The organism is Streptomyces sp. NPDC027663 (genome assembly GCF_055566415.1).
This window is the reverse complement of the sequence record NZ_JBVHSK010000006.1, coordinates 304,620-316,537: the sequence shown is the minus strand read 5'-3', so window position 1 is coordinate 316,537 and position 11,918 is coordinate 304,620. Positions and strand designations below refer to the sequence as shown.

9 protein-coding genes are annotated in these 11,918 nt (G+C 71.4%); 5 read left to right on the top strand and 4 right to left on the bottom strand.

The genetic code is table 11. The features are described from left to right. Positions 1-13 precede the first annotated feature (13 nt). Entirely contained in the window at positions 14-1,279 is a 1,266-nt protein-coding gene (locus ACZ4SF_RS19235; RefSeq protein WP_468385578.1) for an MFS transporter, read from the bottom strand. Positions 1,280-1,406: 127 nt separating this feature from the next. Here ACZ4SF_RS19235 and ACZ4SF_RS19230 point away from each other — a divergent pair, with 127 nt between their 5' ends. From ACZ4SF_RS19230 to ACZ4SF_RS19220, 3 genes are all read left to right on the top strand, one after another. Continuing rightward, positions 1,407-2,414, top strand: a complete 1,008-nt coding sequence (locus ACZ4SF_RS19230) for an ArsR/SmtB family transcription factor (protein ID WP_468385985.1) — start codon at positions 1,407-1,409, stop codon at positions 2,412-2,414. Between the two features lie 125 nt (positions 2,415-2,539). Beyond that, positions 2,540-3,040: a glutathione peroxidase gene (locus ACZ4SF_RS19225; RefSeq protein WP_468385575.1), complete on the top strand. Its 501-nt coding sequence runs from the start codon at positions 2,540-2,542 to the stop codon at positions 3,038-3,040. A gap of 68 nt (positions 3,041-3,108) precedes the next feature. Beyond that, positions 3,109-3,975 (top strand): MerR family transcriptional regulator, encoded by an 867-nt coding sequence (locus ACZ4SF_RS19220; RefSeq protein WP_468385572.1) that lies wholly within the window; start codon positions 3,109-3,111, stop codon positions 3,973-3,975. A 388-nt stretch (positions 3,976-4,363) separates the two neighbouring features. Here the strand turns inward: ACZ4SF_RS19220 and ACZ4SF_RS19215 are convergent, their stop codons facing one another. The 3 genes from ACZ4SF_RS19215 to ACZ4SF_RS19205 form a co-directional block, all read right to left on the bottom strand. After that, entirely contained in the window at positions 4,364-4,555 is a 192-nt protein-coding gene (locus ACZ4SF_RS19215; RefSeq protein WP_468385570.1) for a DUF397 domain-containing protein, read from the bottom strand. Positions 4,556-4,744: 189 nt separating this feature from the next. Beyond that, the gene (locus ACZ4SF_RS19210) at positions 4,745-5,602 is read right to left on the bottom strand and encodes a helix-turn-helix domain-containing protein (RefSeq protein ID WP_201833508.1); all 858 of its coding nucleotides are present in this window, start codon (positions 5,600-5,602) and stop codon (positions 4,745-4,747) included. Positions 5,603-5,811: 209 nt separating this feature from the next. Further along, on the bottom strand, positions 5,812-6,567 hold the full coding sequence (locus ACZ4SF_RS19205) for a GOLPH3/VPS74 family protein (protein ID WP_468385567.1): 756 nt from the start codon (positions 6,565-6,567) through the stop codon (positions 5,812-5,814). Between the two features lie 193 nt (positions 6,568-6,760). Here ACZ4SF_RS19205 and ACZ4SF_RS19200 point away from each other — a divergent pair, with 193 nt between their 5' ends. Together ACZ4SF_RS19200 and ACZ4SF_RS19195 are read left to right on the top strand one after the other, a co-directional pair. Next, entirely contained in the window at positions 6,761-9,793 is a 3,033-nt protein-coding gene (locus ACZ4SF_RS19200; protein ID WP_468385564.1) for a D-alanyl-D-alanine carboxypeptidase, read from the top strand. A gap of 199 nt (positions 9,794-9,992) precedes the next feature. Further along, a complete protein-coding gene (locus ACZ4SF_RS19195) occupies positions 9,993-11,867 on the top strand; it encodes an MFS transporter (RefSeq protein ID WP_468385561.1) in 1,875 nt (624 codons plus the stop codon). Positions 11,868-11,918: the final 51 nt, after the last annotated feature.

The following is an 11,918-nucleotide window of genomic DNA, read 5'->3' as shown; positions in this document are numbered from 1 at the left end:
ATCGACACCGACCTCAGCCAGAAGCAGCGCGAGAAGAGCCGGGAGAACCGGGAGAGCGGGGAGGGTGAGGAGAGCCGGGAGCACCGGGAGAGCGGGGAGACGGTTCCGGTGCAGCGGGGGCAGGAGCTCGGCGAGCAGCCGTAGCCAGCGTCAGCGTCACGAGCAGCGACACCACCGCCATGGCCGTCATCGCGGCGGCCGGTGAGGTCAGTTGGGCCAGCGAACCGGCCAACGCCGCGCTCACGCCCTGCAGGGTCAGCATGCCCGCCGAGTGCAACCCCAGGGCGTGACCGGCGAGTTCGTCGGGGGTCAGGGCCATGAGCCGTTCCTGCTGGGCCAGGCTCGCACCGAAGCCCACGGAGGCCACGGTCGCGCAGACCGCCGCGAGCGGCAGTGGCGGGTGCAGGAAGAAGAGAAGGTAGGGCGCCGCCAGGAGGAGGAGCAGGCGGGTGGCCGCGCGGGGGCGGGCGGCGGGCGGAAGCAGCCGGCCCACCGTCACGTCCCCGGCGAACATGCCGAGCGCCGCGCACGCGAACAGGGTGCCGGCCGCGCCGGGGGCGTACGACACGTACAGGGACTCGCAGCCGACGATCAGACCGTTGGGCAGCCACAGGCCCAGGTAGGTCAGCCGGCGCGGGCGGGACGACCACAGCTCGGCGTTGGTGCGCCAGGTCGCCGACGGTGAGGGCCGGCCCGTGGAACGGGGCGGGCGGGCGGTCAGGCCCAGGCGCAGGGTGAGCGCGGCCGTCAGGTACAGGGCGGCGGCGAGCAGCAGGCAGGTCCGCGGGGAGAGGGCGGTCAGCAGGGCGCCGCCCGTGGCGTAACCGGTGATCTGCGTCAGGCCACTCATCATGTTGAACAGCGAACGGCCGGGCAGGTAACCGTCCTTGGCGAGGATCTCGTTCAGCAGGCCCCAGCGGACACCGCCGCCCAGCGAGGCGACCAGGCCCAGCAGGAGTACGACGGTCAGCAGCGCGCCGGCCGGGAGGCCGGGCAGCGCCTGGACCGCCGTACCGGCCGCGAAGGTCAGTGAGACGGCGGTCAGGGTCGTTCGCGGGGGCAGCCGGTCGGCGCCGGAGAGCAGGAAGGTCGCGCCCAGCACCTGGGCGAGCGACTGGCCGAACATGCTCAGCGCCGACAGCAGCGGGGAGCCGGTCGCCCGGTACACGAGCGTGGCGAGGGCGAGGCCGCCGATGGTGCCGGCGGCGTTCTGGGCGGCGGTGCCAAGGAAGAGCGGCATGAACTCCGCGGTGCGGAACAGGGATCGGTAACCGGGCATGGCCCGGAGTCTCGGGCGGATGGAGAGGGACTCGTTATTGTTTCGCCGGCACGCGAAAGGTTGCCGGGCGGCCGGGCGTACTGCTCAAGGTGGTGCTCGGCAGGAGTGACAGGCGGAGGGCGGAGTCCTGGGGTGGTGGCAGCTCAACGCGGACACGCTGGCGCGCTGCCGGTTCGTGGTCTCCCCGCTCGCCGAGACCTTCGCGAGCCTGAAGCTGCTGCACGCGGGTGCGGGCTCCCACCCTGGTGAGCGGGAGTGGCTGCACGCACATCTGTCCGGCTACCGGGCGCGGCTCTCCGCCGATCCGGTGACGGCCCGGCTGGTGCGGGCGGGACTGGGGCGGGACTGGATCGCCGACTTCCTCACGCCCACGCCGCGCGGTGACGAGAGCTTCGGCGAGGAGCTGGCCCGGGTGCGCGCGGCCGGGGCCGGCGACGCCCGTGCCCATCTGCGGCTCTCGCTCGCCGGGCCGCTGCCCGCCGTACTCGACCGGGACGACCTTCCGGCGCGGGCCGCCTCGCTGCTGGAGTGGGTGTGGCAGGAGACCGTACGGCCGTACTGGGAGCGGCGCCGGCGGGTGCTGGAGGCGGACGTGGTGGCGCGCACCGCGCAGGTGAGCCGGGCCGGCTGGGCGAGCGTGCTGGACTCCTTGCGGCCGGGCGGCACACGGTGGCTCGGGGAGAACCGCTTCCAGGTCAACCTGCACGAGTACCCGCCGCGTGAGATCTCCGGCGCCGAGTTGTTGTTCGTACCGGTGACTCCGCAGCGGGTGGGGTGGGTCGCGTGGGAGGAGCGGGAACGGTACGCCGTCGTCTATCCCTGCGCGGGTGTGCTCGCGGGGGACGGCGCCGGGGCCGTGCCCGCCGGTCTGGGCGCGCTGCTGGGGGCCGGCCGGGCCGCGGTGCTGGTGCTCCTCGCCTCCCCCATGAGCACCACCCAGCTGACCGCGGTGACCGGGCAGGGGCTGGGCTCGGTGGGGCGGCACCTGAAGGTGCTGCGAGAGGCGGGGCTGGTGGAGCGGCGGCGGGCCGGGCGCTCGGTGCTGTACGCGCGGACCGCGGCGGGAGACGTGCTGGTGGAGGCGGCGGGCGGGGCGTGGGGCCGGCGAGAGCCGCGGGGGCGGAGGGAGGCGTGAGCGGCGGGCCTCGGGCGAGGAACCGGTGCAGGGGGCGGGCGGGGCGTGGGGCCGGCGAGGGCGTACCGGGCGTACCGGGAGGCCCTCGGGCGAGGGGCGTGACCCGGCGGGGCTAGCATCCCGGCATGACGACTGCTGACCACAACGTGCTGAATGTCGAGATCGGGGCCCTCACCGGCGGCTCCGCCAACCTGCCGCAGTACGCCGGCAAGGCCGTGCTCATCGTGAACGTGGCCTCCAAGTGCGGCCTCACCCCGCAGTACACGGGCCTCGAGAAGCTCCAGGCGCGATACGCCGAGCAGGGCTTCACCGTGCTGGGCGTGCCCTGCAACCAGTTCCTCGGGCAGGAGCCCGGCACCGCCGAGGAGATCGCCGAGTTCTGCTCGGCGACGTACGGCGTCACCTTCCCGCTGACCGAGAAGGTGGAGGTGAACGGGGAGGGCCGGCACGCGCTGTACGAGCGGCTGGTCGGTTTCGCGGACGCCGAGGGCCACACCGGGGACATCCGCTGGAACTTCGAGAAGTTCCTGATCGGGCGGGACGGCCAGGTCGTCGCGCGGTTCTCGCCGCAGACCGAGCCGGAGTCGGCCGAGGTCGTCGCCGCCGTCGAGGGCCAGCTCGGCTGAGCCCTGCTTGACCTTGTCCCTGGGGCAAGGACCAGCGTCCTCCTCACCGGGCGGAACGGAACCGCCCGGTGACGGAGGATGGCATCGTGAACGAGGAGCTGCTCACCATCGGCGCCTTCGCCGCGCGGGCCCGGCTGTCGGCCAAGGCCCTGCGGCTGTACGACCGGCTCGGCCTGCTGGCTCCGGCCCAGGTCGACGAGGCGAGCGGCTACCGCTACTACCGCGCCGACCAGGTCGAGCGCGCTCGTCTGGTCGCCATGCTGCGGCAGCTGGACATGCCGCTCGCCCGGGTCGCCGAGGTGGTCGGGGCCGAGGGCATCGAGGCCGCCGACCGGCTCGCCGCCTACTGGGCCGACGTGGAGGCCCGGATGGCCGGGCAGCGCACCCTCGCCGAGTACCTCCGTGGACGACTGTCGGGGAGGAACTCCGAGATGTACGAGAAGTTCGTGATCGAGACCGCCGAGGTGCCGCCACAGGTGGTGATCACCGAGTCCCGGCACACGCTGGCGGACGAGCTGCCGGCCTGGATCGGCGCGTCCCTGGGGCGGCTGGAGGCGGCGGCCCGGGAGTGCGGGGGCGTCACGGGTGCGCCGTTCGTCGTCTACCACTCCGAGGTGTCGATGGAGAGCGACGGACCGGCCGAGTCCTGTGTGCCGGTGGCGGACGAGGCGGCGGCCCGGGCGTGGGCCGAGCGGCAGGGCCGGGCCTGGGAGACGACGGTCCGGGTGGAGCCCGCCGCCCGGCTGGCCTACACCCGGATCACCAAGGCTCAGGTGGCGCACCCGCAGATCCTGGCCGCCTTCGAGGCGGTGGAGCAGTGGATGGCCGCGGAGGGGCTGGAGATGGCGGGGCCCTGCCGGGAGGTGTACTTCGCGGACTGGGAGGCGGCGGGAGCCGAGGATCCGGTGTGTGACGTGGCGTTCCCGGTGCGGTGACCCCTGCGGGCTTCCGCACGGCGGCCTACGGCCGGTGAGCCGAAGGGCGCGCCGTGCAGCGCGCCCGGAGGCGGAGCGAGGTCCTGAATGACCCCGGCCTGGTGAAGGCCCTGACCCGGCAAGGACCAGGTTCACAAGACCCGGGTCCAGAAGACCCCGGCTCTGAAGACCCCGGGCCCAGAAGACCTCAGGTCCACAAGCTCCCGAAGCCAGGAGACCTCAGGTTCACAAGACCCCGGATCCAGGAGACCTCAGGTCCACAGGACCCCGGAGCCAGGAGACAGGAAGGCCCGGAGAAGAGGGTGCCCTCTCGGCAAGGACGGCGACTGGTCGAGAGGGCTTTCCTGGTGGTGCTTGTGCAGTTGTCCGGACCAGGGTCAGGGGCCCCTTACGCCTTGACCGAGGCCACGAAGACGTTCCACGCGTCGGCGGGGAACGCCAGGATCGGGCCCTCGGAGACCTTGGAGTCGCGGACGGCGAGTTCGGTGCTGGTGGGCGACTTGACCTCGACGCAGGCGCCGTTGCCCGCGGAATAGGAGGACTTCATCCACGTCTCCGAAGCGCCCTGAATCAGTGCCATGTCCACTCCTGTTGCGAGTTGCGGTAGTGCGGTTCACGCCAACCATGTCGTCTGATTGGCGTGATCGACGCTACCGGGCAACTGCTTCCGCCGGAGGAGTCGTTCACTCGACCGGATGGCATATTCCAGGTGAGCCTTCCACTGGAGTGGACCAACGGTGTACGATCCGGCGCCCTCTGTGAGAGGACCTCAGTCCGCGTACAGTTTCGCCACATCGGCGATGTATTGCCGGGATGCCTCCACATTGAGGGACTGTGCCCGCAGATGCTCGTACATCACGGCGTACTTCTGCACGTCCTGCGCCTTCTCCAAGTACAGGTCGCTGGTGACGCCCTCCAGGTACACCACACTGGAGTCGGCCGCGTCGGCGAACTCCAGGATGGCGTACTGGCCGTTGAGCCCCGGGTGCGCACCCACCTCGAACGGCAGCACCTGCACGGTGACGTGCGGAAGCTGGGACATCTCGATCAGGTGCTCCAGTTGCTCGCGCATCACCAGCTTGCTGCCGACGACCCGGCGCAGCGCAGCCTCGTCCAGCACGACCCACAGCCGGAGCGGGTTGATCTCGGCGGTGATACGTTCCTGTCGGCGCATCCGCACCTGGACCCGCTTCTCGATCTCGGCCGTCGACGTCTCCGGCAACGCGCCCTGCACCAGGGCCTCGGCGTAGGCGCGGGTCTGCAACAGGCCGGTCACCAGTTGGGGTTCGTACACGCGCAGCGACTCGGCGTCGGTCTCCAGGCCGATGTAGACGCTGTACGGGATGTCCCCGAAGGTGTGCCACCACCCCTGCTGTCTGGAATCCCGGGCCATTTCCATCAGCGAGTCGACGATCCGCTGGTCCTCGACCTCGTACACCCCGCACAGATCGCGCACATCACGCTGACTGATGCTTCTGCGGCCGTTCTCCAGCCGGCTGATCTTCGACTGCGACACGAGCAGCCGCTCCGCCACTTCTTCGGCCGTCATGCCCTTGAGCTCGCGGAGCCTGCGCAGCTCCTGGCCCAGCCGGCGCCGCCGGACGGTGGGATTGACATTGGACGCCACGGGACGTGCACCTCCGGCTGCCTGCCTGTTACTTGACACTTTCCGTATCTGCTGTTGAGCAGACTGCCACCAAGGTGGTTTCTACCGCTGGGAAACGGAGGATATGCAGCGCGGACACAGTCGAGCGGGGCGGCGAGACCGCAAGCGTCTCGCCGCCCCGCTCGGACCAGCGGCTCCCGAACCGGGTCTGTGGGGACCGGGGTTACGGCTCAGTGGGCCACGGCGCGTGCCATGGACCCGTGGCGCGGCTGCATCGGAACTCCACGTGCGGGTTCCACCGCGGGCCGGGCGCCGGGCGCGGCCTGCCGGCCTGCCGAGGCCGGGCCCCGGCGCGGCTGGGCGGCCGCACCGTTCTGCACGTCCATCACGGCGTGGGCGACGAGCCCGCCCATGGGGTCGTGCCGGATCAGGTCCCGCAGCCGGGACCGCGAGGACCGGCCCTCGTTGCCCGGATACAGGTGCTTGCCGAGCCCGACGGCGTGTGCCAGGGCGGCGAGCGCCGCGGTCCGCGGGTCCGGCGGTACGCCGGTGCGGATCGCGGAGTCCAGCCGGGCACGGATCTCCCGGCTGATGTCGTTGTCGGTGGCCTGGTAGCGCGTCGTCGGCAGCACCCCGCACATCTGTCCCGGCACGGCGGCAACCATGCCGCACCGCTCCAGATGCGAGAGATAGGTCTGCCTGAGGCCCAGCCGGGGCCCACCGATCCAATGGACGGCACGCACAGGAGCGCCACGCCTTCGCAGCAACTCCAACGCGCAGTCCAGGGTCGGATCTCCTGTCGGCCGTGGCACCACCACGGCGATACGATCCCCGTCTGGGGCTATCCGTCCGGCCAGCGCCAGCTCCACTAGCTGTGCTCCGGCCAGACCGAGGTCGAGCGACTGCGGCTGTGCAGTGGTACCCGTGGCCGGGTCCAGTGCCAGCAGCAGAAGCTCCTCCGGAAGTGTTCTGCGGCTCCTGCCCATCCATGCCTCCCCGCGTGGATGAATGACAGGGTGACCCCTCTCACATTGGTCTGTCGAGGGTGCGTGACCGGTTCGTGAGGGAACCGGCAGGTATGTCGTTCTCGTCTACCGCAGGGGCCAAGCCCTCACACAGGACACTGGTACATGGTTCGGACAGGGCGCGCTTAGGCGTGCGGCGCATGAGGAGGCATCGGTGGCGGGCGAGTCCCCCGACAGGTCGAAGCAGCGCGAGTCGTCGGCGAAACCGACGTCGGGGAGCGCAGGTTCGGTTCCCGAGGCGCGCGATCCGCGGCTCGCAGTGGCCCGCGAAAAGGATTCCTCGGGTGACGCCGCGGACACGGCGACGAAGATCCTGACGGTACGGCCCGGAACCCCGTCCGCACCGGACGAACCGGTCGGCCCGGACCCCGAGGACGCCGCCCTCCGCGCGGCGGTCTCGGCGTGGGTGCGCGAGCCGCGAACGGACGCGGGTGCGAAGCAGGCGGAGTCCGCGAGCACCGGGGACGAGAAGGACGCCGGTACGGCCTCGCCGACGGACACCGGGGCAGGCACGTCCTCCGACACCGCCGCCAAGGCATCGAAGGGCGACACAGAAGCAAAGAGCACCACGGACACCGAGGCTGACGTGAGGCCAGAGGACGACTCGCACCGCAAGGCTGACGCAGAGCGAAAGGCAACCGCGCCCAGCGAGACCGGCACGGACGCCGACGCGGCCATGGAAGCCGGCACGGACGCAGAGGGCGGCTCGGACGCCGACGCGCCCATGAAGGCCGGCGCGGACGCCGACGCGGCCACGAAGGCCGGCACGGACGCAGAGCGCGGCGCCGACGCGAACGCTGAGGACGACGCGAACACCGAGGCTGACGGCGAGACCAAGGCCGCCTCGGAGGACACGGCCGCTGCCGAGGGCAAGACTGCCCCGAAGACCGGGGCGGGCGCGGCCACGAAGGCCGAGGAGAGCGCCAAGCCTGAAGCAGACGCAAAGCGTGACGCCCCCGCAAAGACCGACGCAGGGACGAAGGCCGACACGGACACTGAGGCCGAAGCAGCCGCAAAGGCTGACACCCCCGCAAAGGCCGACGCGGACGCCGGGACTGACGCGAGCACGAAGGCTGACGCGGAGACCAAGACCGGCGCCCCCGCTAAGGGCGACGCGGCCGCCAAGGCCGACACCGCCGCAGAGGCCGACACGGACGCCGAGGTTGGCGCGGACGCGAAGGCCGGCACGGACGCCAAGGCCGACACCCCCGCGAAGGCCGACGCGGACGCCAAGGCCGGCACCCCCGCGAAGGCTGACGCGGACGCCAAGGCCGGCACTGCCGCGAAGGCGGCCGTGGGCGAAGGCGTAGCCGAGGCGGGAGAGGCCGGTGACGGGCCGGAGGCCGCCGACGGCGAGGACGACCCGCAGGGGCCACCCGCAGCCGACGACGAGACCCGCACGGGTGGTGCGGGTGGGAACGAGGACGCCGAAGGCGAAGCCGAGGCGGCGGCCGAACCCGCCGACGCGCCGCAGGCAACCGGTGCGGGTGGGAACGAGGACGCCGAAGGCGAAGCCGAGGCGGCGGCCGAACCCACCGACGCCCGCCCCGTCGATCAGCCGACCGCCGTCTTCAAGGCCGTACAGCCCAAGAAGCCCGCCGTCGATCAGCCGACGACCATGCTCAAGCTCGGCGGCCAGTCCAAGCCCAAGCCCCCGGAGTCCGACTCCGAGCGCACCAGCAAGTTCGTCGCGCTGAAGGACGACATGCGCCCGGCCGGTAAGGCGAAGGCACCGGCACCGGCCCAGACGCAGCCGCCGGCACCCGCACAACCGTCGGCACAGGCGCAGCCGTCGGCAAAGGCCCCGGCGCCCGCATCGGCATCCGCATCCGCACCCGCACCCGCCCCCGACGCCACCACCACCGTCCCTCAGGTCGGCCCCGAGCGCACCACCCAGCAGCCGCTCCCGCCCAAGCCTCCGCTGGACCTGCTGGCCGAGCTGACGAACACCCCGCCGCCCCCGGAGACCCCGGTCCGCACGATCGTGCGCCGGGTCAAGATCTGGACCCCCCTGGTCCTGCTCCTGGTGATCGTCTTCGCGGTCGTACAGGCGTTCCGCCCGCTGCCGTCCCCCACGCTCCAGCTCACCGGCAAGGACAGCTACACGTTCGCCGGTGACAAGCTGCAGCTTCCCTGGCCGAACGAGGGCCAGGGCTGGATAGAAGGTGACGGCATCGGCACGATGGGCTCCTTCGGCAAGCAGACCCCCGTGGCCATCGGCTCGGTCGCCAAGACCATGACCGCGTACATCATCCTGAGGGAACATCCGCTGAAGCCCGGGGCGGAAGGCCCCAAGATCGAGATCGACGAGAAGGCCGAGACGGAGGGCGGCTACTTCAAGGACGGCGAGTCCACGCTGAACACCGTCAAGGCCGGCGACCACCTCACCGAGAAGCAGGCCCTGTCGGCCGTCATGATCCCCTCCGCCAACAACATCGCGCGGCTGCTCGCGCGCTGGGACGCGGGTTCGGAGGCGGCGTTCGTCAAGAAGATGAACGCCACCGCCAAGGAGCTGGGGATGACCCACACGACGTACACCGATCCCTCGGGCCTGAAGGAGACCACCGTCTCCACCGCCGAGGACCAGGTGAAGCTCGGTCAGGCGGTCGTCAAGGTCCCGGCCCTGGTCGCCATCACCAGTGCGGCCAGCTGGACCGACCCCTCCGGGCAGTACTGGAACAACAACAACGCGCTGCCGTACCGGATGGGCGCGATCGGCATCAAGACCGGCAGCACCTCCGCGGCCGGCGGCAACCTGCTCTTCGCCTCCCGCAAGCAGGTCGGCGGGCAGACGGTGACGATCGTCGGCGCGATCCTCGACCAGCAGAAGCCGAAGATCCTCGAGACGGTCAACGCGGTCAGCGAGACCGCGCTGCGCGCCGCCCAGTCCGCGCTGACCTCGTCGAAGATCCTGAAGAAGGGCGACGTGGTCGGCTACGTGGACGACGGTCTCGGCGGTCACACTCCGGTCGTGGTCACCAAGGACGTCCCCGCCGTCGGCTGGGCCGGTCTGAAGGTGAAGCTGTCCTTCGCGTCCGGCACCGTGCCCCACACCGCGAAGGCCGGCGCCACGGTCGGCACGCTCACTGTGGGTGACGGTTCGGCCGGTGCCGTGAAGGTCCCGGTGGCCCTGCAGAAGGATCTGGCGGAGCCCGGTTTCGGTGCGAAGCTGACCCGCCTGGGCTGATCACGCCTCCCCTGTCCCACCCGCGCACCCCGCCTGCGGAGCCCCACCCGGGAGCCCCGCGGCGGGGTGCGTGCTAGCGTCACGAATCGGGGCAGCTCGCCGGTCCGGGGGAACGGGGCCGCGAACTGGACGGGAAGCGGCCGGGAACCTCGCGGGAAGCGGCCGAGAACAGAAGACGGGACACGGGGAGTGCCTTCAGGTGGCCACAGCGGAGCCGACACGCGCCGACGACGCAGATCCGGGCCCGGTATCCGGCCCGCGAATACGCCTGTCCATGACTGACACCGCGACCGGCACGGTGACGGACAGGGGGACGGACACGGCCGCCGGCACCGCGGCGCTCGCGGCGTCGCACACGGAGAGTCACCGCGCCGAGACCGAACTCGGCGCACGTGCCCGTCTGCTCGCGGCGCTCGAACCCCTCCGGCAGCGGCTGCTGCGGCACCCGGTGCTGTCCGTGACCGCCCTCGCGGGCGTACTGCACATCGTCTGGTTCTTCACGTTCGCGAACAGCGGTGGCGATCTCGCGGCGCAGGACGCCTGGGCGGAGTTCGTCGGCCGGCACCCGGACTCGGCGTACAACCTCGCCTGGTACGGGGGCATGCACCCGGTGTCGTACAGCGTGGTGTCGCCGTACCTCATGTCGGTCCTCGGCGTCCGTACGACGATGATGATCGCCGGGACGGTGTCCGCGGGGCTGCTGACGCTGGTCCTCATCCGCAGCCGGGCGGTGAAGAACCCGCTGTGGGCTTCGCTCGCCGGGGTCGTCGCGCTCCTGTGCAACGCGATATCCGGCCGGGTGACCTTCGGGCTCGGCACCATGTTCGCGCTCGGCGCGACCGCGGCCGTCTTCTGCTGGCCGTACCGGTGGCGGTACAAACGCTGGGCGAAGGCGCTGGTCACCGCCCCGCTGGCCGCGCTGGCCACGATGGCCTCGCCGGTGGCGGGTCTGTTCGTGGGTCTGATCGCGGCCGGGCTGTTCCTGCAGAAGCGGCGGCCGGGCGCCTGGGCGCTGGGGCTCGCGCCGTCGGCGGTGGTCGCGGTGTCCGCCTGGCTGTTCCCGTTCTCCGGCACCCAGCCGATGGCGTTCGCCTCGGTGATCCTGCCGCTGTCGTACGGCCTGCTCTGCCTGTTCCTGGTGCCCAAGGAGTGGCGGACCGTCCGGCTGACGGCCGCCGTCTACAGCCTCGGCGTCGTCCTGGTGTGGCTCATCAGCTCGCAGATCGGCACGAACATCTCCCGGCTGCCGATGCTGTTCGCGGGTGCGACACTGGTCGCCGCCCTGCCGTACACGGTGCCGAAGTCGCGCAAGTGGTACGTGACCGTGCTCGCGCTCCTGGGCTTCACCGGCTGGGTCGGCTTCAAGACGGTGGACGACATCATCCACACCACCCCGGCGGCGTCGTGGGCGCGGGAACTCGCCCCGCTGGTGAACGAGCTGCAGAAGAACGGCGCCGAGAAGGGCCGCGTCGAGGTGATCCCGGCCCGCTCGCACCGCGAGGCCTCCGCGCTCGCGCCGTACGTCAACCTGGCCCGCGGCTGGAACCGGCAGGCCGACATGGAGCGCAACCCGCTCTTCTACGACGACACCCTCAACTCGGCGAACTACCACGAGTGGCTCCAGCGGTGGGCCGTGCACTTCGTGGTGCTGCCCAAGGACAACCCGGACGGGGACGGCGGCGTGCGCGAGCGGGCGCTGGTGCGGCGTGGGATGCCGTATCTGCAGCAGATCTGGGGCGACGCCAACTGGCAGTTGTTCAAGGTGACCGACCCGGCGCCGCTCGCCGAGCCGAACGCGGTGGTGCAGCGGGCCGAGCAGGGTGAGATGACGCTCGAGGTGAGCAAGCCCGGGCGGATCCTCGTCAAGATCCCTTACTCGCCGTGGCTGAGCATCGTCGACGAGGACGGCAAGAGCCTTCCGTACGAGAAGGTCCACGCGTGCGTGATGGGCACGGAGGAGGACGCGGACGGGGACAAGTGGACCGTGCTGATCGCGCCCAAGGCCGGGACGTACCGGCTGGCCGCGCCCTATCAGCTGCCACGCGGTACTCCGTGCCCCGACGACCTGAGATGAGCCTGCCCGGCCGGCTCGGCCTACCCGGCCGGCTCGGTCAGCCCGGTCGGC

What these genes read in the sequence shown, in the direction of transcription:
- ACZ4SF_RS19235 (WP_468385578.1), bottom strand. Translation starts at nt 1,279, where the DNA reads ATGCCCGGTTACCGATCCCTGTTCCGCACCGCGGAGTTCATGCCGCTC.
- ACZ4SF_RS19205 (WP_468385567.1), bottom strand. Translation starts at nt 6,567, where the DNA reads ATGGGCAGGAGCCGCAGAACACTTCCGGAGGAGCTTCTGCTGCTGGCA.
- ACZ4SF_RS19215 (WP_468385570.1), bottom strand. Translation starts at nt 4,555, where the DNA reads ATGGCACTGATTCAGGGCGCTTCGGAGACGTGGATGAAGTCCTCCTAT.
- ACZ4SF_RS19225 (WP_468385575.1), top strand. Translation starts at nt 2,540, where the DNA reads ATGACGACTGCTGACCACAACGTGCTGAATGTCGAGATCGGGGCCCTC.